The 24,433-nt window shown below is 61.5% G+C and carries 22 protein-coding genes; 5 read left to right on the forward strand and 17 right to left on the reverse strand.

Annotated features, from left to right (window positions below):
- Positions 1-63 precede the first annotated feature (63 nt).
- The 7 genes from AC3DET_RS11510 to AC3DET_RS11540 form a co-directional block, all read right to left on the reverse strand.
- Positions 64-705, reverse strand: coding sequence for a DUF6988 family protein (locus AC3DET_RS11510; RefSeq protein ID WP_488391663.1), 642 nt, complete (start codon positions 703-705; stop codon positions 64-66).
- Entirely contained in the window at positions 702-1,175 is a 474-nt protein-coding gene (locus AC3DET_RS11515) for a hypothetical protein (RefSeq protein ID WP_488391664.1), read from the reverse strand. Before AC3DET_RS11515 ends, AC3DET_RS11510 begins: the two co-directional genes overlap by 4 nt.
- Positions 1,172-1,891, reverse strand: a complete 720-nt coding sequence (gene hxsA / locus AC3DET_RS11520; protein ID WP_488391665.1) for a His-Xaa-Ser repeat protein HxsA — start codon at positions 1,889-1,891, stop codon at positions 1,172-1,174. The genes AC3DET_RS11515 and hxsA overlap by 4 nt, the downstream gene beginning before the upstream one ends.
- The gene (gene hxsC, locus AC3DET_RS11525) at positions 1,810-2,949 is read right to left on the reverse strand and encodes a His-Xaa-Ser system radical SAM maturase HxsC (protein WP_488391666.1); all 1,140 of its coding nucleotides are present in this window, start codon (positions 2,947-2,949) and stop codon (positions 1,810-1,812) included. Before hxsC ends, hxsA begins: the two co-directional genes overlap by 82 nt.
- 35 nt (positions 2,950-2,984) lie before the next feature.
- Entirely contained in the window at positions 2,985-4,481 is a 1,497-nt protein-coding gene (hxsB, locus tag AC3DET_RS11530; RefSeq protein ID WP_488391667.1) for a His-Xaa-Ser system radical SAM maturase HxsB, read from the reverse strand.
- A 2-nt stretch (positions 4,482-4,483) separates the two neighbouring features.
- Entirely contained in the window at positions 4,484-4,780 is a 297-nt protein-coding gene (locus AC3DET_RS11535; RefSeq protein WP_245123472.1) for a hypothetical protein, read from the reverse strand.
- Between the two features lie 172 nt (positions 4,781-4,952).
- Entirely contained in the window at positions 4,953-5,891 is a 939-nt protein-coding gene (locus AC3DET_RS11540; protein WP_488391668.1) for a DNA-binding protein, read from the reverse strand.
- A gap of 102 nt (positions 5,892-5,993) precedes the next feature.
- Between AC3DET_RS11540 and AC3DET_RS11545 the strand changes: the two genes are divergently transcribed.
- Complete coding sequence (locus AC3DET_RS11545) at positions 5,994-7,085, forward strand: site-specific integrase (protein ID WP_488391669.1); 1,092 nt, start codon at positions 5,994-5,996, stop codon at positions 7,083-7,085.
- A gap of 75 nt (positions 7,086-7,160) precedes the next feature.
- Here the strand turns inward: AC3DET_RS11545 and AC3DET_RS11550 are convergent, their stop codons facing one another.
- The 6 genes from AC3DET_RS11550 to AC3DET_RS11575 form a co-directional block, all read right to left on the reverse strand.
- Complete coding sequence (locus AC3DET_RS11550; protein WP_488391670.1) at positions 7,161-7,769, reverse strand: hypothetical protein; 609 nt, start codon at positions 7,767-7,769, stop codon at positions 7,161-7,163.
- A gap of 23 nt (positions 7,770-7,792) precedes the next feature.
- On the reverse strand, positions 7,793-11,443 hold the full coding sequence (locus AC3DET_RS11555; RefSeq protein WP_488391671.1) for an SIR2 family protein: 3,651 nt from the start codon (positions 11,441-11,443) through the stop codon (positions 7,793-7,795).
- A gap of 145 nt (positions 11,444-11,588) precedes the next feature.
- Positions 11,589-12,074: a Mov34/MPN/PAD-1 family protein gene (locus AC3DET_RS11560; RefSeq protein ID WP_488391672.1), complete on the reverse strand. Its 486-nt coding sequence runs from the start codon at positions 12,072-12,074 to the stop codon at positions 11,589-11,591.
- Positions 12,071-13,843 (reverse strand): ThiF family adenylyltransferase, encoded by a 1,773-nt coding sequence (locus AC3DET_RS11565; RefSeq protein ID WP_488391673.1) that lies wholly within the window; start codon positions 13,841-13,843, stop codon positions 12,071-12,073. Before AC3DET_RS11565 ends, AC3DET_RS11560 begins: the two co-directional genes overlap by 4 nt.
- Positions 13,836-15,095, reverse strand: coding sequence for a nucleotidyltransferase domain-containing protein (locus AC3DET_RS11570; protein WP_488391674.1), 1,260 nt, complete (start codon positions 15,093-15,095; stop codon positions 13,836-13,838). The genes AC3DET_RS11565 and AC3DET_RS11570 overlap by 8 nt, the downstream gene beginning before the upstream one ends.
- Entirely contained in the window at positions 15,092-16,291 is a 1,200-nt protein-coding gene (locus AC3DET_RS11575) for an SAVED domain-containing protein (protein WP_488391675.1), read from the reverse strand. Before AC3DET_RS11575 ends, AC3DET_RS11570 begins: the two co-directional genes overlap by 4 nt.
- 239 nt (positions 16,292-16,530) lie before the next feature.
- Between AC3DET_RS11575 and AC3DET_RS11580 the strand changes: the two genes are divergently transcribed.
- Positions 16,531-17,085: a 3'-5' exonuclease gene (locus tag AC3DET_RS11580; RefSeq protein ID WP_488391676.1), complete on the forward strand. Its 555-nt coding sequence runs from the start codon at positions 16,531-16,533 to the stop codon at positions 17,083-17,085.
- Between the two features lie 87 nt (positions 17,086-17,172).
- Here the strand turns inward: AC3DET_RS11580 and AC3DET_RS11585 are convergent, their stop codons facing one another.
- The 4 genes from AC3DET_RS11585 to AC3DET_RS11600 all read right to left on the reverse strand — a co-directional run bounded on the left by AC3DET_RS11585 (position 17,173) and on the right by AC3DET_RS11600 (position 20,861).
- Positions 17,173-17,808 carry a hypothetical protein gene (locus AC3DET_RS11585; protein WP_488391677.1) on the reverse strand — a complete coding sequence of 212 codons (636 nt, stop codon included), beginning with the start codon at positions 17,806-17,808 and terminating at the stop codon, positions 17,173-17,175.
- A 242-nt stretch (positions 17,809-18,050) separates the two neighbouring features.
- The gene (locus AC3DET_RS11590) at positions 18,051-19,010 is read right to left on the reverse strand and encodes an alpha/beta hydrolase (protein WP_488391678.1); all 960 of its coding nucleotides are present in this window, start codon (positions 19,008-19,010) and stop codon (positions 18,051-18,053) included.
- 185 nt (positions 19,011-19,195) lie between these two features.
- Positions 19,196-19,606, reverse strand: a complete 411-nt coding sequence (locus tag AC3DET_RS11595) for an HIT domain-containing protein (protein ID WP_488391734.1) — start codon at positions 19,604-19,606, stop codon at positions 19,196-19,198.
- A gap of 247 nt (positions 19,607-19,853) precedes the next feature.
- A complete protein-coding gene (locus AC3DET_RS11600; RefSeq protein WP_488391679.1) occupies positions 19,854-20,861 on the reverse strand; it encodes a LacI family DNA-binding transcriptional regulator in 1,008 nt (335 codons plus the stop codon).
- Between the two features lie 89 nt (positions 20,862-20,950).
- On the opposite strand from AC3DET_RS11600, the gene AC3DET_RS11605 reads away from it, so the two are divergent.
- From AC3DET_RS11605 to AC3DET_RS11615, 3 genes are read left to right on the forward strand one after another with little or no spacing between them, the layout of a single operon-like run.
- Complete coding sequence (locus AC3DET_RS11605; protein ID WP_446539150.1) at positions 20,951-22,003, forward strand: sugar phosphate isomerase/epimerase family protein; 1,053 nt, start codon at positions 20,951-20,953, stop codon at positions 22,001-22,003.
- A gap of 27 nt (positions 22,004-22,030) precedes the next feature.
- Entirely contained in the window at positions 22,031-23,257 is a 1,227-nt protein-coding gene (locus AC3DET_RS11610) for a nucleoside permease (protein ID WP_446539149.1), read from the forward strand.
- Positions 23,258-23,268: 11 nt separating this feature from the next.
- A complete protein-coding gene (locus tag AC3DET_RS11615) occupies positions 23,269-24,393 on the forward strand; it encodes a Gfo/Idh/MocA family protein (RefSeq protein ID WP_446539148.1) in 1,125 nt (374 codons plus the stop codon).
- The last annotated feature ends 40 nt before the right edge of the window (positions 24,394-24,433 follow it).

Raw genomic sequence — 24,433 nt, forward strand, 5'->3', positions numbered from 1 at the left:
CTTCCCTCCTTCCCCGTCCCCGTCCCCGTCCCCGTCCCCGTCTGGCGTCCGGGCCCTCTGCATCTAGATAGGGTCAGGAAGCACGCTTGAGAAGCAAGCACTAGCGGCCATGATCTCTTTTTGGATGCCAGGTACACCTGTCAGTATCCCCAAGTGGTTGTAGGCCAGGTAGCAGAAGCCGTTTGAAATCCTAAACGTCTGCTCGATCAATTTTGGCGGAGACCCGAATCGTGTTCGATGTATGGCGTGAATCCCGGCGTGTACAAAAGAATTGAGTGGTTGCCAGGCGCAGTCTCTGAACTCTCTTAGTGCCGCAGTCACGCCAAAAAGGTTAGGTCGTTTTTCCAGCTCGCTCAGCATCTCACTGGCCTGAGGGATATTCTTCGCTCCCTGTTGTGTCTCCATCGACAGATCGGTCTGGTTAAGACGTGCCACTTGATTGTCGGTGGCGCAGTGGAAAGCCCACACACTTCTTGTCAGCGCCTCGAACTGGGAACGCAGGCAGGTACTTGCCCCAAGTAACTGACCACTGACGCATAGCAGTCTGACGGAGAAGGCGAAGTCAAGGGAGGCATCGGCCAGTACGACGCTCAATCCGAGTCTTTCGGAGTCATCATAAAAAGGGTGATTAATTACTTGCTCAAGTATGTCGAACAACTCGTGCGCCCTGTCGACATCGATCGTGACCTCTTCGATTGTGTTCATTCCTCTTCCCAGTCCGGCTCGTCAGCGTATTGCGCATCTTCGGCCGCACGCTCAGCCTCAGCTTGCGCGGTTTCATCGGCCAACTGCTGACGATCCTCCACGAACGCTTCGCATCCCTCTACAAATGATTGTGAGTTTCCGCCACAGTCGGAGCCATCACTTAGATCGTTCTCTTGGGCCCAGGCAAATCCTGCCTCGTGACCTGAGCAGTCCTGCGTGCAAACATAGTTTCCGCTGTCTTCTACGTCATAGGCATCTACCCGCGTCGCATCGGCAGAGGTTCCATCACTGTTGGCGCCGTAGTCGTCATAGACAGATTGCCGAGCAGCGTCTCCAGCGTCTTCCGAATGCAACTCAATATCGTCGCTCGCCTCTGAGTAGCGCCCTCCTCCACCCGATCCGCCGCATGCAACCAGAGTGGTCGCCAGCATTGCTACGACAAGTAACTCGACGTACGAAGCTCGAATCATGGCGAAAGGGCGACTCCCAAGGCGTTCAAAGTGGGCGTGGTCATGGTGCCCGTCGCTGGCAGGCCGTGGGCTGCTTGAAAAGAGGCCAAGGCGGCCTTCGTTTGCATCCCCATCACCCCATCTATCGCGCCCGGATCATAGCCGCGCGCGTAGAGGGCGGCTTGCACGCGCATGATCATGAGCTGCAGTTGGTCGGAGCTCGGGCGAGGAGTGAGATTCTGCTTGGATCGCTGTACCGGTTCGAGCGTCAGAGGTTGTGAGTTCGAACCGGAGCTTGATCCCGAAGACGTGGTGCTGCTGTCGTTGTACGAAGATCGCGGTGCCGGTTGATACGTAGCCGGTGGCGGTGGAGGCGGCGGAGTGTAGGTTGGCGCTCGGTATGACCCGCCACTGCCCGAATAGTGCGAACTGTGCGACCGATGAGAGCTATGCGATCGGTGTGAGCTATGTGAGCGGTGGCGAGCGTACATATTGAACTGCTCGTGATTCAGTGGCGCGGTCAGCGTCGTCGTGAGCTTGCTCTCGTTGAGGGCCAACTCCGTAAGGCCACTGGCCTGCCAGCCCTGGTCAGCCAAGCCGCCTAGAGGGCTTGCGCCATTGATAATGGCGGTTGCGACTGCAAGGGTCTTGCTCATCAGGCTGGCTCCCGTTGATTTATCGGTGCGATGCCGCGGCTCAACCAGTCCGGCGTCACCCAGGAAAAGAACCCCCCGCATCGATCACGAACCTGACAAGGTGCGCATTCGGGGCGGTAGTCCTGTTTCCAATGCGAAATGCTTTGTCGCGAGAACGGCCATAGGCGTGGCGGCAGCGTACAAAGCGGCAAGTTGTAGAGCGAGACGGCAATGTTGCGCGAGCTCAGAAAGTCTACGGTCCCTTCCAACTCAACGGTCATGTCCATGGGATCCACCCAGAGCGCTTCCCGGTGGGCCTTGGCGAAGCCGATGGGCTCCACGCCCATGAGGGCAACATGTTCCACAAATGGCAGATTGCGATAGATGTAGCGCGCGATCGCCTCAAGGCGGTGCACCACGTCCTTGACGAGCACAACACGTATCTCGATCCGTTGCTTGGCCTGCTCAAGGGCGTATAACCCGCGAAGTGTTTGAGCGAAGGCCCCCTGGCGCTGAACGATGTAGTCATGCACTGTCGAAGTATCCCCGTAGAGCGGAATGCCCCAGGTCAGCGATTCGTGCAAGCCGGTGAACCGTGCGGCATACGTGCCCTCCCCCGCCAATCGCCCGTTCGAGAGGACATGGACGTGCGTCACGGGAAGCGCGGCGTTGCAATGCGCAATCACATCAACTAGGCCTTCTCCCAGGAGCATCGGCTCGCCTCCACTGATGGCGATCGAGGGCTCGTCTTTGTCGATTAGTTCAATCAAGGCATGGAGTTGTTCGACCCTCCAAAGATCATCCACTGCGCGCGGTGGCTGAGAGCACATCAAGCAATAGCTGTTGCACTGTTCGGTCGCAAACAGCACGTTCCCGTTGTCGCCGCGGCGATAGCGCAGTGCGACACGCCCGGACGAGGGCTGGAGTTCTAGAACATCGCCTGGCGATGCCCAGTTTTCTTCCGCTTCATATCGCACCCAGGGTCGACCTATGGGCGCCTGATTGGCGTGGTCCACCAGAAAGCCCGCCCAGGGCAGGCTGAATAGCGTATCCGTCTCACGCAGGCTCAACGTACGCATATCCAGCAACATGTGCTCCAGCGGATAAGCTCCGCCCGCAAACTCCTTCAGGCCAGCCACTTTGAAGTGACCGTAGTCCATGCCATGGAACTCCGCCTTGGCTTGCTGTGGGCGCATCAGTGCACAGGCTCAAGAGCAGGGGCGATCTGTCTGGCCCCGATCGCCCACCCTTCCAAGATGCGCCGCTCGGTAGAACTCGCCTGCTCCATGCGTTCCAGCAACAGGTCGAACAAGCCCATTTGCTTGGTACAGAAGTCCGAGCTGGGTCGATGTCCGATGACATCACCTTGGCGCGCGAAATGGTCTACAGGATCGGCGCCGCACAGGGGGACGTACGCACAATCGGAGCAGCCTGGCAGCGCCTCTGCCACGCCACCGGCCTGAAGTTCTTGCATGGCCGGCGAGGTCAACCACTCATGCACGGACTGATCCAGGTTGCCAAGGCAAAACCTGTCTTCCCCTTGGGCAGCGAGCATGCGGGCCTCATCCGAGGGGTAGACCCGTCCATCGTAGTCATAGACCACCGCGCCAACGCCCGCGCCCATCGGTGAGCGAAGATCTACGTAGCCATGGCTGAAGGGAGTCAGTAGCTGGGTCAGCAGCAGGCTGGCGTGCGTCTCTTCAAGCGCATAGCCGTCCGCGTTCAGTTGGATAATCGCGTCCAGTGCTTTGCGGTAGAAAGCCAGGAAGTCACGCATGGTGTATCCAATGCGATGGGCGGTCTTTCTCGCAAAACCATAGGGACTCAGGGGGCGCAGCGAAATGCTGTGAAATCCCTGGAGGCGATACTCCTCAATGATGGCCTCTGGGGCGGACAGACTTTTTGCCGTCAATGTGGTCAGCGCGGACACGCTGTCGTGGCCGAGGACTTGGCGAGCGCGTCCAATGCCGGCAACCGTGCGCTCATAGCTGTCGCGCGAAGGTATCGGACGATTAGCGTTATGCAGCCAGGCGGGGCCGTCGAGTGAAGTCGAGAGCTCGAAACGATGCTGCCCGAAGAACTCCAACTGCGCGTCAGTGACGCCATGAAGCGTAGAAGCAATGACGAAGCGAAGTGCCCTTCCCTCCGTTCGATTGCGTGCTTGGATGAATTCAGTCAGCGCTTTGACTTGCTCAAAGTGCAGTAAGGGCTCGCCGCCTTGAAACTCGATCGTCAGTGTCGGTGAGGGCCACTGGAACAGACGCTCCACGAGTTTGGCGTTTAGCGCCTCACGCATATCGAATTGGCGCTGCAGCGTGTCTTGGCGTGAGACCTGACAGTAGCTACAAGAATGATGGCATCGCAACGAAACCACCACGATATGCAATGCGGGGCCGCCATCCAGGTACCCCTTGCGCGTGCGCAACTGCGAGAGCAAGGGCGCCAAGGTAAGGGAATCCAGCGGCCCGGCCACGATGTGGCGCGCCTGCAGGTCCTGCATCAAGGCAGAATCGATGGGTAGTTCGCCTTTCAACAACGAGGCTAGTTCCTCATGGCGACAGATCAACCAGTCGCCGGCCGCGGAGCTAACAAAGACGCGTGCCGAATCCCAAGGGAGCCGACGAAAGCGCAGCGGCAGTAACTGGTAGGACGCAGGTCCGCCAACGAATGCAGAGGCTGGCTGAAACTTCACAGTCAGCCATTACCCTTGGGCAAGGCGCTCTCCAGCGCCGCGCGCATGAGCTGGCGTTGCAGGTCGCCAGTTTGGAGAGCTACTTGGGCGCGCAATCGGTCATCGCAGGCGTCGGTCTGGAACCGCGCTGCCAAGTCGGCCGTGTCAACATCAGGCGTTCGCGGCTTTAACGTAACAACGTGGCTCGGTACGGCGCTCCTTACAGACACGTAGAAGTCGCCGGAGTAACGATACGCCGTGCGCGCGATAACGTCCGCGTCGAAGAACTGCGCGTCGAGTTCTAGCTCGATGCTATCCATGGCCCCATCCCCGTGTGCCGTAGACGCATGCTGCGCCGCTGATCAGACCAATTCAAGTCCTACAGGCCCAGACCAACCGGTCCGACAATCCGCTAGTAAATGCGTGTAGGTGGGCTGCGCCAGTATAGCTAAGCGACAGCAATTGGAAGGCCGCCGTCAGCCTCGAGCAATGCTAAGACGAGCTTTTGCGTCGCCCAGGGCCTGTTTTGGCCGTGGGCGGCGCATTCGCTTTGCGTAGACGCGGCTTGGGCGCCTGCAGCCGCGCCAATGTGGCCTGCAAAGCCGCAGGCAACTCGCCAAACCCTGCCATCTGCTGCTCTAGCGTGTCGGCCCGGCCGCGCTGCACGCCGGCCTCGCGTTGCGCGGCCGCGGTGGCGGCCAGTGCGTCCTCTCGCTCCCGTCGAAGGACCTCGGAACTGCGTTGCAGGGCTGCCAGCTGGCTGCGCACTTCCTTGGTTTCCTGGCGAGCGCGATCTATCTCGCCATGCGCCCGGTCCTCCAGCGCCCGCAGGTGCTGGGCTTGGGCATCGCGTTCGGCGATCAGACTTTCCTCGCGCTGTGTTGCGCGCTGTTGCGCGGCGTGGAGGTCAGCCTCCAAGCGCGCACTGCGTGCCTCCAGGCTCGCGCGTTGCGCGCTCAGGTCGCGGATCTGTTCCTGCTGCAGATCGTTCGCCCGCTGCAGGTCAGCCAGACGCTGCTCGGTAGCTGCCAGTGCCCGGCTCGCTTCGTCTGCGGCGGCTGCCGCGTCGCGTAGCTGCGCCTGCCACTCCCCTTCCCGGCTCTCTAAGTCACGGCGCTGCGCATCCAATTGAAGCCGGTCTTGCACTACGGCCTGTTCGGCGTCGTTCCGGGCAGTTCCCACCGCCTGCTCCCAGATCTGCTGCGCCAGCCGACTGACCGGTGCTGGCAACTCTGGTATCGCCTGCTGGGCGCTATGAGCAAGCAGGCGCGGCGCTAGTCCTCGCCACCACGTCTCCAGCCAGCGCGTGACCGTGTTGGGGGAGCCTGTGCCCAGGTGCGCGCGGATGCGATCAACGGTGGGCCGTTCGCCGGCGACGACCAATTCATCGGCAGCGGTATGCACGTCGGTTTCGGTGATGCCGCGGGCCATCGTGGGTCTCCCACTTCGAATCGGTGAGCATCCGTGTTGTACTAACGATAAGTGATGATTATCGTGGCTATGAAGTCATTGTCGTAGTAAAACATACATACTATGAAAGATATTCCCGCGATTCCGATCCTCGCGCAACCGGCGGCCAGCCTAGTCCTGCCCGACCAGCTCGCCCAACAGGCCGCCGCCGCGGTGCGCGAACTGCTCGCCGAAGCGGCCGCCGAGAACACGACCCGTAGCTACACCAGCGCGCTTCGCTATTGGGCGGGCTGGCACGCGGCGCGCTACGGCATCGAAATGACCCTGCCAGTGCCCGAGGCGGCTGTGCTGCAGTTCGTGGTCGACCATGTCGTCCGCCGCAACGCCGACGGCGAACTGGCCTGGGAACTGCCGCAGGCCGTCGACCAAGCCCTGGTGGCAGCCGGCCTGAAGGCCAAGGCTGGCCCATGGACCCTGTCCACCGTCCGGCACCGGGTGGCGGTGTTGTCTACCGCGCACCGGCTCAAGCAGCAGCCCAATCCTTGCGAGCAGCCAGCGATCCGCACGGTGCTCAGCCGTGCGGCCCGCGCTTCGGTCAAACGCGGCGAGCGAGCACGCAAAAAAACCGCGATCACCTTGGTCGAACTGGAAGCGATGCTGGCCACCTGCAACGACAGTCTGGAAGGCCTGCGCGACCGTGCCCTGCTCTGCTTCGGATTTGCCAGCGGTGGGCGCCGGCGTAGCGAGATCGCGGCCGCCGACCTGCGCGATCTGCGTCGGATCGGCGACAAGGGTTATATCTATCGCCTCGAGCACAGCAAGACCCAGCAGGCCGGCGTCACGGCCTCCTCAACCCCCGATAAGCCGGTGCTCGACCGGGCCGCCCTCGCGCTGGAAGACTGGTTGGAAGCATCGGGAATCACCGAAGGGGCAATTTTCCGGCGGCTCTGGAAGCAGCGCATCGGCCCTGCCCTCTCCCCGGCCGCCGTGGGTGAGATCGTGCAGCGTAGGGCGCGCCTAGCCGGACTGGAGGGGGATTTTGGCGGACACAGCCTGCGTTCGGGGTTCGTGACGGAGGCCAGCCGCCAGGGTGTTTCTCTGCCGGCGATCATGCAGCTGACCGAGCACCGGTCGGTGTCAAGTGTCGTGGGGTATTTCCGGACCGGAGGGGCGGCCGACAATCCCGCAGCTCGTTTGTTGGACGATTCGGCCTGAAGTGCGACGTCACAGGCAGATGAGCTGCCTCGCATCGAACTAAGCGAATCGGGACAGTTTCGATCGAAACTCGGTCTACATCCGTCGCAATAGCGCTGCGTAGGAACCTTCGGATGGCGCTTGACTTAGATACTCAGCTGCGCCGTTTGGCGACTTTGAGAACTCCACCATTCGCTGATGTTCGTCAGCCTTCTTCCGGATGAGAGCCGACAATTCCGGGCTGTCTTCCTCCATCTGCTCCAGCGCAAGGCGTGCTCGCTCAGGAAGAACGACCCAATATTGATACGTCCCTGCCCCTTTCCTGATCCCATGGTCCAGGACCACCAAGTCGCCGGGTGGCTGGGCATCGGGGTGCGACGTCCTGTGCAAGGAGATATCGATCTTCTTCCCTTCGTATTCGAGCCAAGCATGGGAGGTCGCGCCGTCCCATTGGCCATCATTGACCCATCCGACAATTACCGCCACCTCGACACCGTACTCGAGGCGCAGGTATTCATGCAGGAAAAAGGCTAGGTGGTAACAGCCTTCGGTCATGCCCAAGCCCACGACGATGCCGTCGTAGGCCCGCTGTGCAGCATTGGCGATGAGCTGTTCTACGGGTGACAGCGACGCCAGCCAGAGGACGTTCCTGGTCTTTAGCGCTTCAATCTCAGCCTTTCGTCGTGCTGCTTCGCCCATGATCATGGTCCTCTCTTGCAGGTCTTTATTCAGGCATTAAGTAGCCGCCGCAGGCCGTTGAGCCGGATGTAGGCGGGGTCATCGACGACCCCAGCGTCACTCGCAACGCATTCCTGCAGGACGGCAGGCAGATCATTCGGTACCGGGAACTTCGTCGCGTCGATCAGGGCATTGACCAGCCGAATGAACGCACGCGGATGCGCGTGGAGTAAATCCTGATGGTGACGTTCAAGCCGCAAGGCATGGGCGATCTGGTAGAGCTGATAGGGCACCAAGACGTCCATGATTGCGGACACGGCTTCAGGAAATGCAGCTCCACACTCCAAGGCCATCAACACGAGCCTTTCAGAAGAGGTCTTGCCGCGAGCCTGCACGTCCAATGGCCACAGATCGGCGAACAGCGGGCCCACCATGCCCCGCCAGTGGGCGGCCTTATCGACAATAGTTTCGTCAGCCATCATCCGCCATAGGTTCCAGGCTACGTTCCGCCGAACTTCGCTGGGCGCTATGGTCAGAGCATGCTTGAGCTCGGCCGGCGAGACGATGTAGTCCCCGCCCTGCCCCTTGCGGTGCCAAATCGCCACGCTCAGAAGCTTTGAGAAGACTCCCTCGAGTTCCTTCTCGGGCAGGCCCTTGCGCTCGAATGCATCCAGCATGGCGGGGCGAAGAGCATTGAACAGCCGCGCCGAGCCGATCTTGCCGTGGGCGAAGGCGCGCCACAGGGGCAATGCTTCTTGATGGGCCCAGTCCAGCCGCGGCAGCAGGTGGCGCGAGGTCCATTCGGGCGCTACCGCATCCAAGTAGGCTAAGGCTCGCATGATGTAAACGCGCGCTAGTAAGCCAGCATGGTTACCGGCGGCGATCAGACGCTCGAACCGCGGGGCGAACTCAGCATTCAATTCGCTGCCGGCCTCGGGCTGGGTGGCGGCCAACGCATCGAGCAAGGAAGCCGCCAGCATGCCGCCGGATCGGTTCAGTGTCTCGGAAATCAGATCATCGCCAAAGCCATGCTCGACCGGCTCAGCATCCGGTGCGTCATAGGCAAGGTGGGAGAGGCGGTCCCAGAGTGCGAAAAAACGCGCGCCATTGTCTGCATTCCGTTGCGCTAGCGCCTCTCGCTGCCGCTGGATCCACGAACTGGCCGCCGACAGAAGCTCGCCCAACGACTCCGGCGGCATCTGGAGGACTTGGTCGGCTAGGTCGCGCTGAAACCCCAAATCTCCCTGTTCGCTCGCTGCCCATAGGAGGTATCGCCAAGCTTCCGGTGCCCATTGACCTCCCTCGCTTTCATGCTTGAGGCCGCGCAAGGCACGCTCAGGATCGGCAGAACAGAACACACGCCAAAGATCGCCCTCGTCGTATTGCCGCTCCTGCTGAAGGCGGAATGCTTCCCGGACCAAGTGGTCGTCTGCGATTCCCGCCAACAGCTCGGGATGACCGTCCGGCCCCACACGCGTTTCATGCCACGAGCCGAAATCATCCCGGTCACCCGCTTGCGGCTGCCACTTGGGGTGCCGCTCGGCGATTTGACCGAGCACGGTGCGCGTGGCGTCTGTCAGCAGGCCGCCTGCCGCCTCGATCCGCTTCAATCGCCGGAAGATGGAGTTGTCAACGATCGAGGTCCAACGGTCGGCGTCGGCTGCAATGCCGTCGACATACAACTGTGCAGGAACACCTCGACAAAGACGTTCCTCCAGTGCCGCACGTTCTGCCTGGGTCCATTGCGGCCAACGGCCTACCAACAGGCGCATGACTTCGACTTGGGCCTCGCTGTCCCAAAAGGTCTCATCATCGAGAGCCAATATCGCCGTGGCGACCTCGCCAGAAGCGTAAGCCTCGTTGGCGAGTGCGAAGAGATAGAGACGTCGAAGCAGCAGATACGGAGCGTCAGACCAGTGTGCAATCAATGCGCGAGCCAGCGCCGGATCGTGGCCGGCGATACGCTGCCAAAGCTCCGCTAAAACGCGGGTGATAGGTTGGAATCCAGAACGATCCGAGTTCTGGGGATGGGGGGCAATAGACGGGACATCGTGGCTTGCCGTGTCCCATGCATCGAGCAGCCCCAAGTCCGAAGCCTGCTCCAAAGCCTCGAAGAGGGCTCGATCGAGCGTGCGGAACAACGCACTGCTCTGCTCTGCCGTGTCGGGCCAGACCTCCAAGATTTCGGTCGCCCCGGGATGATCGGCCGGTTCTAGTTCAAGTCGAAGCAGGTCGTGCAGCGTCTCATCGCCGTCGTCATCAGTGGCGTCTTCGTCGTGCCAACGAAAGACCTTGCTGATCTTCAGGCGAGGTTGCACGATGCGGGCCACGATCTGCCGCGCTTGCAGATGCGTTTGGCCACGACGAATCAAGGGCGCCCAGTCGTACCAATCACTACTCACGGCCCCACCGTCCGCCCGCAGGCCCAGCAAGAGTCGCCACGCTCGCTCTTGGGCGGGCATCAAAGCGACGTCTTCCTGGCCCAGAGCCCGCTCGATCCGCCAACGGGTGGGTTCGTCGAGCGGCCCTAACCCGGCGCAGGCTCGGATCATTTCGGAGTCGTTGATTCGGCTTGCAATCCAGGCGTCGGGCAATTGGGCATTGTGCAGCCCGGCTTCCACGACAATGGGCAGCCAAGCAGCCACTGGCGACAACTCGCCCAGGAGTTGCTGGGCGTCTCCCCGGTTCAACAAGGCGAGACAACGTTGGATCTGCTCGTCCGTGGTTGGCGGGGTATCCAGCATTCCCCGCAACTGGTCGCGTCGCCAGGCGGTGGGGTCATCGGCGTAACGTCGCCATTCCTGCAACGTGTTGTAAAGCGCAGAGTGGTCGTGATGCTCGACTTGATAGAGGATGGGTTCGACGCCTTTGGCTCGCCATAGCGCCTCGATTAGTTCACGCTCACCTGCTTCGTAGTGCCCAAAGGAGTAGACCTTCTTCAGGTCTGGGTAGCGTTCGCGATCCGCTTCCAACGCCTCCAGCAAGTAGCGCATGGGTGGATCCTCGGCTTGATAGCCGACCAGAACCACTGTGTGCCCTCGCACCAGGTCATACACATAACGCGAGGCCCACCCCGAGCGCAGATAGGCGTCACCGAACTCGGCGCTGGTCAGCACCCAATCGGTTTCCGTCACCTGGACCGAAGCGTCGGCAAGTCGGCCGTGCAGGTGCAGCACGCCGCTGAACGCAACAGTCTTGGGCTGGGGAAGCGCCACGCCCGCGTGGCTGGGAATGTTGTTGTGATGGGCGGCCTGCCAAGCCCGTTCAAATAGCGTGTCGAAGTTGGTGGTGAGCAGACGCATTTGTCCTTCAGCGTCCCGCGACAGTTCCAGTAGAGCCAGATGATTGGATAGCTCCGCGTCGTGCGGTGGCGCGAGAGCTTCACGCACTGCCGCGCGAATGCGTTCCTTCATGTTTCGGTTGCGCGGCGCATCTGAGGCAGACAGCCGTCGTTCCAGGCATCGAAGCACACGGTCATATTGACCGTACAGCTTGCCGTCCGGAGCCATGCCCGCCCGTTCGGCGGGATGGTGGGTCCAGTTTTCCCCCAGCCGGCGATAAACGTCCTCCACCAGTCCATGAAAAAGCGGGAGACCGGCGGTGCGTGACACGCCCGCACCGCAAACGAAGATAGTCTCGCCGCGTTCTTGAGCCACGATCAGGTCGTACGGAATGTCAGGCCCCGCATCAACAAAGCGCATGCATCATCCTTGGTCGTTTGAAGCGTTGCTAAATGTAGTGTCGGCGAGAGAGGGAAAAGTCGTCTTGGGAGGCAATCCACCACTGCGTAAGCGATTACGGGGCGACGTGTCGGTTCATCGCTTCAGTGGAACGAGACCCCGCGGTTCATGCCCGCGCCCATTGTCCTTCTTCAGGTTGACCATTTCGAATCGACCACGCGCGAATCCCCCGCGCGTGCGCGGGCTTGCCCACGATGACCGCCAGCGGCGATGACAATGCAACGGCATAGCGGGTAGCAAAGGCTGAAAAGCTCGCCACATCCATGGGCGATATCTTGGGTATCACCTGCGGATGGGTATGCCAATAGCCCACCAGACGCCAACCTCGGGCGTTGGCTTGACCAATCTCTTGTCGGCATCGTTTGGCATCCAGTTCCAGCCACGCCCACCCTGCCCGATCCGCCGGATGGGGCAGGGTGGCGCTGGCGAGCACGAGCCCTCGCCGATCATCCGGATCGACAAAGAGCTGGCCGCCGCGCTCGGTCTCCCAGATCCGCTGACGATGTGCGCTCAATACCTGCGTCACGGTCTCGGTGACAAGCAGTTCTGCACTGTGACCGGGCCACCGCCATCGCCAGGCAATCCTACTCATGAGCGCTCCTCACAGGCCGGCCACTCACGCTCTAGCACCACATGGACCTGACCGTTTTCCAGACGCGGGCCCTGGTAGTGGCCCTTGAGCCGTGCTACTTCGTCGGGGGTAGAGATACTGCTGACCCATGCCTGTGCGGGCATTTTGTCGCGCAACACCCGTATCGCGCTGTTGACGACCATCGAGACCACGCTGGCCAGGCCCGTCGCACCTCCCGGAATGAAGCTCTCCCCGCAGGCCGGCAGCGGCACCACGCCACCCTCGGGCCACTGCGTGAACGCCTCGCAAAAATCACCGCGCTCATTGAACAATCGCCGCCCATCGCGGCCCGGTTCAAGCGCCACCAAAGCATGACCCACAAAGGCATTGGGTTCACTCCATGCCTGTATCAGCGGCCACGCCGCGCCACTGGCCTTGGCGCGCCAGAGCGCCACCTCCGAACCCCATTCGGCACTGGTCACGATAACCAGGTCTGCCTTGTCCAGGACCTCGGGCTTGGCGGTGAGGATGACCTCCACGAAGGTGTTGTAGGCCTCGATCTGGACGGTGGGCAGATCCCGCTGGAGCCGCATCCGCAGCGCGCCGACCTTGGACTTTCCCAACTCATCCATGCCTAGCGCATGTCGGCCCAAGTTCTGACCAACCAGCTTGTCCGGGTCAATCAATGTCAGATGGCCTACCCCGGCCTTGGCCAGCAACATCGCCACGGGACTTCCCAAGGAACCCAGACCGACCAACACGACCCGGCGGTGCTCCAGGTCTTCGGCCATTCCGGCACGTTCCCTTGAATGGATCGCAGCGCGTTCGAGCAAGTCGAGCGTGGCCACCTGCAGAACTGCGGGAAACAACGCGGTCTTCTGCGCGCCCTGTCGACGCCCGGCGCGCAACCCATAGCGCGGGCCTCGGCGGGGTTGCAGTGCCTTGGAGCGCAGGTTGAAGCAAAACAGCGGCCCGGCTTGGTCACCCGGCAGCTCCAGCACGGCCCAGCGTACGGGAAGATCGTCGCTGCGCTCCAGCCAATCCAACAAAGCTGGAATATCCTCATCATCCAGATACGGCGTCAGCCATTCGAAGAATGCTTCAGCCGTGGGAACACTCAGTGGAGGATAGTCCTGCAGCTTGATGAAGAATGCCGGCGCCAGCGGCTCGCGGACCGATCGAGCCACTCCGACGACGCGTTCGTGATGCTTCCTCAGTGCGCCTTGGTCATCCGATAGCCATAGCGTTTCCCAACCCGATATCACTTCGCGTCGAGGATCACTCAAGGCATACAAGGGCCCGGCCTGCGTGGGGCGCTTCAACAGCAGCAAGCTCTGCGAGGACTTTTTTAGCTGGTGGGACCAGTAAGAGGTGATCTCCGCTTGGAACTCGGCTGCCCGACGATCGGGATCGGACCCTTCAACGGCAAAATCCAGAATCTGCCCGAGTCGTTTCAAACTGTCGGAGACGATGCTCTCGGGTGTTCCGGTGATCGGGCGCTCGCCAAAGCCGTGCAGGCACATGCCATCCTCCATGGCATGAGGCCACTGAAGCCAAGGCGATGGCGTCACCTGCAGCGCCAGTTGACCTGCGGGGAACTGGGAGGGAAACCCGATGCGTAGCCGGCGTGAGAGGCCGGTATAGTCCGCCGGCAGCGGGAGCGTGAAAGCCGCTGCTTCGTTGTAGCGTGGCGTGATCGCTGTCAGCCAGGTCTGGACCACATCCGGGCCCAAGAACGCATGCAGCGCGGCGATGCCGCGCTGCACATCACTTTGCGCGGGCTCAGCCAAGGCGCCCGACCGGCTTCACGTTCTCTTGGGAGCCCTGACCTCGCACCCCCTCGCCGAAGAAAGAGCCGGCCACCATGGCGTTACGGGTCACCGTATCGGCACGACCAGGCAAGGTCCAGTTGGGCGGGATGGCTTCGTTGATCTCGTTCACAAAGGCACCGCCGATGCCGAAGCTCTCCTTCACCGAGTCGGCAAAGGCCGCCGTCGAGCTGAACGTCTGCAAGCCCAGCGCGAAGGAAGACATCGCATGGGCATGCCACTGATCGAACGCCTGGCGGTAAAGCTGCCCGTCGGGACGATTCCACTTCTCGGCGAAATTCTCGCCCGGATCCTTCGGGTTGCAAACCTGGTAATGGCCGGGATGCCCCTGGATATAGGCCGGCATCCGCTGGACGATAGCCATCATTGCCTCCAACGGGCGCAACGCCCGGGCCTTGGAGGCCTTAGCGACATCCAGATACGCTTGGCTAGCCAACGTGGTGATGACCGCCGAGATCGGCCGATGCCCTTCCGTCCGGGTACGAATGGCCCATTCATCACGGTGCCGCTTGAGCATTTTGACCGCTGCGCGCAGCGGATCCTGTTCCGAATACAGCGCATAGTCGGGCAGCGGCTCTTGCGAAGCTTCGACCAGCCGGCCATCACGCTTGGCCAAGCGATGCGTGCTGTCCAAGGCGATCTGCTCCTGGGATGCGGCTTGCAGCCAGGTCGCGTACGGAAGCGGACTGCTGGCCTTCCAGCCTTTCAATTCGCGGTCCGGTACCTCGAGTTTGCCCGCACCGTTTTCCTGCCCATTGCCAGCAATGGCGCGGGCCGGCGTGACGTCGATATGGAAGCCGGGATTCTCATCGGCATAGACGATGCGAACGCCGCGCCGCAGCAGCTCGATCTTGGCCTGGACGCGGCTACGGTCATTAAAACGTTGGTAGATGGCATCCAGCACCTGCATCGCGCTGGCGCCCTGCGCATGGGGCAACCAGACGATGGCATCGGCATCGATGGTGCCCAAGTCCTTGGGCGCGTCCGCCACCGGCTTGATCGTCGTGCGCAAGCGCATGGACCCTTGCACGAAGATATGGGCCTGGGCCAACAACGGATCGTCAGCCGCATCCAGCACCTTTTGCAACTGCTGATAGCGATTGTTGATGATTTGGTACTGCGCCTCGCTCAGCGAGATCTTCTCAGCCGCACTCAGCAGGAAAAACTCCCAGCTGCTGTACTTGGTGTGGCCAGTATTTACTTGCATGTTCATGGTTCACCTGTAGTCGACGAAGGGCCCAACGGCAAGGCGGGTTTGAAACGATCCTGATCGTTCCTGTCACGATCAAAGATCAGATAGGGATGTCGGTGTTCGGTAGTCAGCAGTGCGCCGAATTCGATCATCAAGGCCGCTGGCGCGGCCGGAAAGACATGGATCGGCCCTGCCGTCATGGCCTCCAGGCGGCTGAGCTGGATCTGCAAGGCATCGCGGAAGGCGTGGATGACGCCGCGGTTCTTGACCATCGCGTAGCTGGGTTCGGAAATGGTCAGCGTGGCAATGCGCGCTTCGGGCAAGGCAGCCAGCACATCCCGATCAGGGACTTGAGCGGAAATGGACAGCACCAAGGCCAGCGGCCCATCGCCTTCGGGTGGCGCGGTGTACAGATACTCTGGCGGCGCGGCGCCGGGGTCGGGCCAGCTCAGGCCGTGCTCTCGGTTGTAGGAGAACAACGCGCGGTTGGAGCGATCACCAATGCATTGCCCCAACAGGACCAGCGCCGGCATATCGGCCAAGCCCACCACGGCCAATGCCGGCGCATCGCCATGCGAGCCGCCGCGCTGGCTGAGTTTGTGTTCGAGCTGATAACGCATCTTGTCTTCCAGCAACTTCCAGTAAGCCGCATCGCGCCCCGCGGGCCCGGGCGCATCCAGAATCAGCTTCACCGGATGACCGAAGGCGGCCAGTCCTTCAGCGGACATCGCCGTGAGGAAGGCGCGCTCCCCAATCTCGTTCTGGGTGCTGAAATGTTGGCTTTGCACGATCAGGGCAATGGCCCGGCCACCCTCTGGAGTGGAGGCTGCCAACCGAATCCGCTCACAATGGGCCTGATGCAGGTGGCTCAAATCCTGCTCGGGATAGCCCTCTGCGTCGCGATCGATCTTGTCGTGGCAGCTGGGGCAGAGCAGCATCAAGTTGGCCGGATCATTGGTCAGGACCTGCGCCTGTTCGGCGTCGTGCTGAGCTTGCCCTCGAGGCCCTTTGGGACTGGCTGGCATGATGTGGGCCACCTCGCCCCACTTCATGGATTGGCCCACCCGATAGTCGTGCATCAGGTCGGTACCACACAGCTCGCAATGCCCTGCCGCGTGGGTCCAAACGATGCGCTTGATCTCCTCGGTCGTACTGAAACGGCCGCGGCTGGCCGCCTTGGTCGGCGAGTCACTGGTTTGCTGATCTGTTAGCGCCATGTCATCACTCCGTGATTAAAGTGCTACGTGTGTCCCTAGCTAATGCGATTCAAGTCTCAGAAACTGAGAAAATGTGATCGTCAGCCTATTCATTTTCATGAATAGGCGGCCCGGTAATCATCCAGCCCAGCGACGGGCCCGAAGGGGTCCCCAAGCGCTTGGTGGGGAGCTCTGACGCGAGTGCAAATCGCCTACGGCAATGCTATTGAGAGCGGCCGATTGTTGAGGATTTGCTTTACATGCCGAACACGCGCGAACGTTTCATTTCCGTCGATGTGGAGACCTCCGGACCGATCCCCGGCGAATTCAGCCTGCTCACACTGGGGGCCTGCGATGTGGATCGCGATGAGCTGACCTTCGCGTGCACGCTGCAGCCACTGAATGAGAACGCTGACCCTGACGCCTTGGCCGCTACCGGCTTGTCGTTGAGTGACCTGGCCACAACCGGCACTAAGCCTGCCATTGCAATGAATGATTTTGCCCAGTGGCTGCAGTCCCTGCGGGCCGAGGGAGACAAGCTGGTGTTCGTGGGCTTCAACGCGCCATTCGACTGGTCGTTCGTGAATTACTACTTTCATCGCTTTACGCGCGACAACCCGTTTGGCTTTTCGGCCCTGGATATCAAGGCTTACTACATGGGCGCCACAGGGTGCGCGTGGGGCGATACGCGTTCCAGCCTGATGAGTAAGCGCTTGCAGCCGCGCCGAGCCCCGAACCATGACGCCCTGGAAGACGCCTTGTACCAGGCCGAACTTTTTCGCTTGATACGCTCACTACGCGAAGTGCCAGCATAATCGTTATGATTCAGTCGGCTGGTGACAGATGCTAAGTTTTAGAGCCAATCTATCTACTATGTAGGCAGTTCAGCGCAGGCCGCAACGCTATATCTCTTCGGGCTTCTGCCCATACCGAAAGATCTCGATAAGGCATACGTAATGCGCAGACTCCTTTCCCGAGAAGCTAGCTGCCGCTTTAACTGATCGGCGAACATGAAATTTTCCGCTTGTCCCAGGAATTTCATGCGCACCAAGCTTGGATTTTCCATCCTTGACAAATCTTGACGGCGCTCGCGATTCGCTCACAACCAACAGAAAACATCGAGTTCCAACTGCAGCGTTCTCAAGGAAGGAATGAAGGCGCGCCAGATCGTCGTTCATTGATTGAACACTGGCGTTCCCGCGCTTCACCTCAATCACAAACCTTGTGTACGCAGCGATATGGCCTTCTCTTCCAAGCGGCTTGGCTGCGGAATCACACAAGACCAAGTCTGCCCTCGCTTTTGCGCCGATGCCAGCCACAGGTTGCGTGTTTGGCGTGAGATTCTTATATAGACACTCAGGGAACAATACTAATGAGTGAGGGAGGTTTGCCTGTATCAGGTTGCACGCCTCCGCAACAAGTGCACCTTCAGCAAGTGGATAGTCGCGAAACAAGGAATGACGATGGCCAATCCAAAACGCTAGGCCTTGAAGCGCATGCTCCAGCCAAAGTTGGCGCTCAGGAAGAGTGGTACCCATGAACTTGCCCAGTATCGGAATGACCTTCGCAGCTTGATCTTAGTCTCGGCCCCTTTAACAAGCTAGCGTTGCAGCCCATCAGCCTCATGTCGAGCTTATCGCTTAAGAGGACGCGCCAAGTCTTTGCTACAGCGGAAAACCCTCCCCTCCCCCACCCCCGATAAATCTTCCTAATCCCCTACCACGCCCATGTCCGCTTCCGGCCAGAAGCGGACCGAGTTTTTTACGCTGCAAACCAGAGGTCAGAGGATCCTGATCTTTCGTAACCAACGCAGGGCATCGTCCGTCCATCGATCCGTATCCTTGCCTTGCTTGCGTACTCCGAAGGCATGCCCGCCCGTTTCATAGACGATGAGATCCACATCGACGCCAGCATTCTTCAATTCGCGCTCGTACACCACGGAATAGTGAACCGGATCCACGAGATCATCCTTCGCATGTATCAGCAGGGTCGGCGGCACATCCTTTGATATGACAATGTCGGTGTTGAGCTCCTGGGCTGCAAGGGCTTTTGGCACCTTGTTCTTGTGCTCCATAGTCGTGTGGCCGGGATACACGGGGATAGCAAAATCAGGACGACTGCTGGCATGGTCAGCTTCATCAAACGGATAATAGGATCGCGAATGGAACGCCGTGCTGGACAGGACCGCGAGGTTGCCGCCAGCAGAGAACCCCATGACACCAATCCTGTCTGGATCAATGCCGTAACCGGCCGCATTGAACCGGATGAGTGAGATAGCTCTCTGTGCATCCTGTAATGCCATCGGTACGTCGGGTGTATCGTGCCTCTTGGCCTCCTTGTTCCAGTTGCACCCGGTATTTGGAACGCGGTACTTAACGAGGATGCAAGTGATACCGGAGTCTGTGAGCCACCGGCAGACGTCTGAACCATTTCGTCCGATGGTGCTTTTTGGTCCTATCGCCAGCGCCTTGTAACCGCCTCCAGGGAAGATGAGGATGGCGGGACTTTTCGTCGTTAGCTGTGGAGAGTAGACCAAGAGGGTTGGATGGGTGATGGCCCATTCTTCCTTGGCCAGCACCCTAATTCCGTCCTGAAGAACTGGAGACTCGTCGGGCCATAGCGGCACTTCCTGTGGATCACCTGCCGCAATCGAGGCAAACGACGATGAGAGGACCAACAGACAAATGGCCATCAAAGCAATGGGACGAACGATATGCATCTGCTTCGCTTCCTGTGCCATGCCATGCTACGCGGCGCCCGAGAATTTTCGCGAGCTTAGGTTTAGACCGCTCGGCGCGCAACCAAGCGCGGAGCGAGAGTGTCCGCTCCGAGTCGGAAGCTTCCATGCCCATACCCTTGGCAAATCCATCTAATTCCATGCATTGCTGGTGTCCGCTATCGCCCGAGATCGGCAGTAGGCGCTCGCTATTCCTTACGTAGTTCGCCAGCCCCTACGTGAAAATGCAGATGCTTCGAATCCTGATAGGCACCAAGATTGGTAATCACCCTACAAGCACCATGTTCGCGCTCCACTTGTGCGGCCACTTGACGTACGACTTCTAGCAAACGGTGAACCACCTCCATGCTATGTCCGCCAAGGTCGGTCAGGGATGGTATGTGCACTTTTGGGACCACGACTATGTGCACAGCCCAGTGAGGGCACGTGTGGTGAAATGCCAGCACGTCGGCCGTCTCCACGACGACCTCAACCGGCGTCTTGCCGCTAAGCGCTTCGTCACAGTAGAAATCGTTGGTCACTTGGGCCTCTAGATTCGTGCGCGGCGGGACTCTGCGAGGTCTAACCAGCGGAGTTGCCAGGATTCTAGTAGACGCCATCGAACAGCGCTGCACCTTCTGGCCCAGCGCTGAGTTCCCGATGAGCCTTCGTTGGTCCAGTCGCAGCTGAAAGGACAAGTCAAGGTCATGTCCGCTTTGGGTCGGAAGCTGCCATGCCTCCTAACCCCGATAAACATCCCTGATCATCCGCGAAGGACAGGCATCACGTTGGCGACGGTAGGAGAGATCTGAGCAGCGCTCCGCCACATGGAACCGCCATTTCCGGCACAGAAGGAGTAGCCCTCGCCTACCCCACGCGTTCGGCAGTAGACCCACGCAGCATCAAAGCAAAGTCCAACGTCTGCCGGTGCTGCACGTCCACGCCATCAATAATGGCAAGCAAGATCTTCACGGCGCGAATACCGATTTCGCGCATGGGTTGGCTGATGGTGGTCAGGGGCGGGTTGAGGTATCGGGATGAGACCAGGTCGTCGAAGCCGACGATCGAGAAGTCTTGTGGCACGCTGAGGCCGAGGTCCCTGCAGGCGGCCAGTACCCCCAACGCCATCTGGTCGCTGAAGCAGAAGGCTGCGGTCGGTGTGCTGGAACCCTGCCCCAGCAGTTGTCTGGCCGCCGCGTAGCCGGACTGCACGGAGAAATCGCCCGGCACGAGTATCAGCTGGCGCAGGCGGCCGCGCGCCCTGGCTGCGGTTCTCGCCCCTTCCAGTCGTTGTTGATGCAGGGGATTCTCGGGTGGGCCACCGACCACCGCGATGCGCTCGTGCCCCAATGCGTACAGGTGTTCCATCGCGGCGCGAGCGGCGGCCGCGTTGTCGATATGGACGCTGGGAATGCCCAACGCCGGATCGAATTCGCAGCCATTGACCACCGGCGCGTGCGGACCCAACTGTTTGACGATCTCGCGTGCCGTCGGCGGCAGCCGATGCCCCAGGACGATCAGGCCGTCGGCCTCGTTGCGGCGAAGCATCTGCGCATAGCGCTCTTCGCGATCCGGCTGGTGCTGGGTATCTCCCAGAAGCACCGCGTAATCGGCCGCCTGTGCGGTTTCTTCCGCGCCTTGAAGTATCTGCGCGAAGAACGGATTCGCAATGTCCGGCACGGTGACCAGAATCTTGCCGCTGCGCTGCGTCTTGAGCGTCCGGGCAATCGTATTCGGGACATAGCCAAGCGCGGCCGCCGCCTGCTCGATGCGCTCGCGCGTCGCCGGCAGCACCTTCTCCGGGCGCGAGAGCGCGCGAGACACCGTCCCTGCCGAGACGCCCACGTGTCTGGCGATGTCGTAGATCGTCGCCATGTCAGCCCCGTCTCCGATGCGCTGCACAACGCATTTGCGTCGGACCCCATGCTAGGATCATGCAATCGATTGCATCAGGGCCGATCGCCGTGAAGACACTCAAGGGTCCCGCGCTCTTCCTGGCGCAATTCATCGGTGACAAGTCTCCTTTCGATCGGTTGGATACCTTGGCCGAATGGGCGGCCGGGCTCGGCTATTCTGGCGTACAAGTGCCCACCAGCGCGCCCCATATCTTCGACCTGACGCAGGCAGCACAGAGCCAAGCGTATTGCGACGATATCGCCGGCATGCTGGACCGGCATGGCATCCGCATCACCGAACTGTCCACCCACCTGCAGGGCCAGCTGGTCGCCGTACATCCCGCGTACGACAGCCTGTTCGACGGTTTCGCCCCGCCGGAGAGGCGCGGCGATCCTTCCGCCCGACAGGCGTGGGCGGTCGGACAGATGGTAATGGCCGCGCAGGCCAGCCAGCGACTCGGACTGACCGCGCATGCCACGTTCTCGGGTGCATTGGCCTGGCCCTATTTCTACCCCTGGCCGCAGCGGCCACCGGGCCTGGTGGAAGAGGCCTTCGTCGAACTCGGACGCCGCTGGCGTCCCATCCTGGACACCTTCGATGCCCATGGCGTCGACCTCTGCTATGAGATCCATCCCGGCGAAGACCTGCACGACGGTGCGACCTTCGAACGGTTCCTCGACGCAGTGGACCATCATCCGCGCGCCAAAATCCTCTACGACCCCAGCCACCTGCTGCTGCAGCAGATGGACTATCTTGGCTTCATCGACCGCTACCACGAACGCATCGGCATCTTCCACGTCAAGGACGCCGAGTACCGCGCCAGTGCGCGCAGCGGCGTCTATGGCGGCTACGAGAACTGGATCGACCGTCCCGGCCGCTTCCGCTCGCTGGGCGATGGCCAGATCGATTTCAAGGCCATCTTCTCGAAGATGGCGCAGTACGATTTCCCCGGCTGGGCCGTACTGGAATGGGAGTGCTGTCTGAAACATCCGGAAGACGGCGCGCGCGAAGGCGCCGCCTTCATCCGCGACCATCTGATCCGGGTGACCGAGCGCGCCTTCGACGATTTCGCCGACAGCGGTGCGAGTCGGGAAACACTGCGCGGCATGCTGGGGCTCTGACCGAACACCGACCTGGGAGGGGAAGTCATGACGTTCGCCATGTCGCGCCTGAGCGCGATGATGTTCCTGCAGTTCTTCATCTGGGGGGCGTGGTTCGTCACCCTGGGCACGTATCTGGTGCAGGGCCCGCTGAAGGCCAGCGCAAGCCAGGTCGCCACCGCCTTCCTCAGCCAGTCCATCGGCGCCATCGTCGCGCCGTTCCTGGTCGGATTGATCGCCGACCGCTACTTCGCCGCGCAACGCATCCTGGCGGTGCTGCACTTGGCCGGGGCGGTGCTGATGTGGTTCGCGTCCACGGCTACGAGCTTCGACGCGTTCGCCGCGTATGTGATGGCCTACATGCTGTTGTTCATGCCGACGCTGGCCCTGGCGAACAGCGTGGCGATGCGGCACATGCAGTCGCCCGAAAAACAGTTCCCGCCCGTGCGGGTCGCGGGCAGCATCGGCTGGATCGTCGCCGGCGTGCTGATCGGCTGGCTGGGGTGGGAACAGGCACACCGCCTGGAGCTCACCTTCCGCATGGCCGCGGCTGCCTCGCTGATGCTGGGACTGTACGCCTTCACCCTGCCCCACACGCCGCCGCTCGCCCAGCAGCGCAACGCTTCGCTGGGCCAGATCCTCGGCCTGGACGCGCTGCGCCTGCTGAAGTCGCGCTCGTACTTGGTGTTCTTCCTGGCCTCGATCGCCATCTGCGTGCCGCTGTCGTTCTACTACAACTTCACCAATCCGTACCTCAACGACCTGGGTGTGCGCGGTGCGGCCGGCCTGCAGTCCCTGGGTCAGGTGTCCGAGGTGCTGCTGATGCTGGCCATGCCCTTCCTGTTCGCGCGGCTGGGCGTCAAGACCATGCTGGCGATCGGCATGGCGGCGTGGGTGTTGCGCTACGGGATGTTCGCCTATGGCGACGCCGGCGGCGGGTTCGCGCTGCTTGTCATCGGCATCGTGCTGCACGGCATTTGCTACGACTTCTTCTTCGTCACCGGCCAGATCTACACCGACGCCCACGCGGGCCCGTCGGTGCGCAGCAGCGCGCAAGGGTTCATCACGCTGGCCACCTATGGTGTGGGCATGTTGATCGGCACCTTCCTGTCCGGTGCGGTCGTTGAGTACTACACCACGGCGGCGGGCCCGGACTGGCAGAAGATCTGGCTGTTTCCCGCGGCTGTGGCCTTCGTCGTGCTGGTGGCCTTCCTGCTGCTGTTCCGCGAGCGGCCGGTTTCCGCCGGTGCGCCTTCCACGTCGTCCGCCAGCTGAGGAGCCGTCGCATGGGCAAGCTCGGGGTCGCCATCGTCGGCACCGGAATGATCGGCGCCGTGCATCGTCGCGCGGCCTTGCTGGCCGGCGCGGTCGTGCGTGGCGTCAGTGCGTCATCTCCGGAACGTGGTGCCGAAGTGGCGGAAGCATGGGACGTGCCGCGCGCCTATCGCGACATTAGTGACGCCCTCGCCGACCCGGAGGTGCAAGTGGTGCATGTATGCACCCCTAATCACCTGCACCGCGCGATGGCGCAGGCCGCGCTGGAAGCCGGCAAGCATGTGATCTGCGAGAAGCCCCTCGCCACCACCCTGCAGGATGCCGAAGCGCTCTCCGCGTTGGCGGCCTCCACCGGCCTAGTGGCGACGGTGCCGTTCGTCTACCGCTATCACCCGGTCGTTCGCGAAGCGCGCGCGCGGATAGCTCACGGTGACCTGGGGCCGCTACGGCTCATCCATGGCAGCTACCTGCAGGACTGGCTGCTGGACCCGGCCAGCAACAACTGGCGCGTGGATCCGGCGCTGGGCGGCGTGTCGCGCGTTTTCGCCGACATCGGCTCGCACTGGTGCGACCTGGTGGAATGGGTCAGTGGCGAACGGTTCGTGGACGTCAGCGCCGCCTTCGAAACGGTGATCGCGCAGCGCGCCGCCGCCACCGGGCTGAGTTTCTCAACGCCCGCGGCGGGCGGCGCGATGCAGCCGGTATCCAGCGAAGACGTGGCCGCGGCGCTGTTCAAGACCGGCAACGGCACGCTGGCCTCGTTGACCGTCAGCCAGGTGTCGGCCGGACGCCGGAACCGCCTGTGGTTCGAAATCGACGGTGCGCAAGCCAGCGTGGCCTTCGATCAGGAAGACAGCGAACGGCTCTGGATCGGACTGCCCGACCAGCGCGAGGAGATCTTCGTGCGCGGTCCGGGAGCGGGAAGCGCCGAACAACGCCGGCTGTCGGTGCTGCCACCCGGTCACGCGCAGGGCTATGGCAACTGCTTCGACGCCTTCGTCGCCGACACCTACCGCGCCATCGTCGCTGAGCGACCTGAAGGGCTGCCGACATTCGAAGACGGACTGCGCTCGGCACTGATCGTCGACCGCGTCATCGCCTCGGCCAGGACGCGCGCCTGGACGTCCATACCTTGATCGACCTGGGACACGAGCGCCGCTTCTTCCTGTCTGCAGG

This window comes from Pseudoxanthomonas sp. 97-1-1 (genome assembly GCF_057773125.1).

Excerpts from the sequence above, each read along its gene's own strand:
- AC3DET_RS11510 (WP_488391663.1), bottom strand. The coding sequence starts at position 705 with ATGAACACAATCGAAGAGGTCACGATCGATGTCGACAGGGCGCACGAG.
- AC3DET_RS11515 (WP_488391664.1), bottom strand. The coding sequence starts at position 1,175 with ATGATTCGAGCTTCGTACGTCGAGTTACTTGTCGTAGCAATGCTGGCG.
- hxsA (WP_488391665.1), bottom strand. The coding sequence starts at position 1,891 with ATGCGGGGGGTTCTTTTCCTGGGTGACGCCGGACTGGTTGAGCCGCGG.
- hxsC (WP_488391666.1), bottom strand. The coding sequence starts at position 2,949 with ATGGACTACGGTCACTTCAAAGTGGCTGGCCTGAAGGAGTTTGCGGGC.
- AC3DET_RS11535 (WP_245123472.1), bottom strand. The coding sequence starts at position 4,780 with ATGGATAGCATCGAGCTAGAACTCGACGCGCAGTTCTTCGACGCGGAC.
- AC3DET_RS11540 (WP_488391668.1), bottom strand. The coding sequence starts at position 5,891 with ATGGCCCGCGGCATCACCGAAACCGACGTGCATACCGCTGCCGATGAA.
- AC3DET_RS11545 (WP_488391669.1), top strand. The coding sequence starts at position 5,994 with ATGAAAGATATTCCCGCGATTCCGATCCTCGCGCAACCGGCGGCCAGC.
- AC3DET_RS11550 (WP_488391670.1), bottom strand. The coding sequence starts at position 7,769 with ATGATCATGGGCGAAGCAGCACGACGAAAGGCTGAGATTGAAGCGCTA.
- AC3DET_RS11555 (WP_488391671.1), bottom strand. The coding sequence starts at position 11,443 with ATGCGCTTTGTTGATGCGGGGCCTGACATTCCGTACGACCTGATCGTG.
- AC3DET_RS11560 (WP_488391672.1), bottom strand. The coding sequence starts at position 12,074 with ATGAGTAGGATTGCCTGGCGATGGCGGTGGCCCGGTCACAGTGCAGAA.
- AC3DET_RS11570 (WP_488391674.1), bottom strand. The coding sequence starts at position 15,095 with ATGAACATGCAAGTAAATACTGGCCACACCAAGTACAGCAGCTGGGAG.
- AC3DET_RS11575 (WP_488391675.1), bottom strand. The coding sequence starts at position 16,291 with ATGGCGCTAACAGATCAGCAAACCAGTGACTCGCCGACCAAGGCGGCC.
- AC3DET_RS11580 (WP_488391676.1), top strand. The coding sequence starts at position 16,531 with ATGCCGAACACGCGCGAACGTTTCATTTCCGTCGATGTGGAGACCTCC.
- AC3DET_RS11585 (WP_488391677.1), bottom strand. The coding sequence starts at position 17,808 with ATGGGTACCACTCTTCCTGAGCGCCAACTTTGGCTGGAGCATGCGCTT.
- AC3DET_RS11590 (WP_488391678.1), bottom strand. The coding sequence starts at position 19,010 with ATGGCACAGGAAGCGAAGCAGATGCATATCGTTCGTCCCATTGCTTTG.
- AC3DET_RS11595 (WP_488391734.1), bottom strand. The coding sequence starts at position 19,606 with ATGGCGTCTACTAGAATCCTGGCAACTCCGCTGGTTAGACCTCGCAGA.
- AC3DET_RS11600 (WP_488391679.1), bottom strand. The coding sequence starts at position 20,861 with ATGGCGACGATCTACGACATCGCCAGACACGTGGGCGTCTCGGCAGGG.
- AC3DET_RS11610 (WP_446539149.1), top strand. The coding sequence starts at position 22,031 with ATGACGTTCGCCATGTCGCGCCTGAGCGCGATGATGTTCCTGCAGTTC.
- AC3DET_RS11615 (WP_446539148.1), top strand. The coding sequence starts at position 23,269 with ATGGGCAAGCTCGGGGTCGCCATCGTCGGCACCGGAATGATCGGCGCC.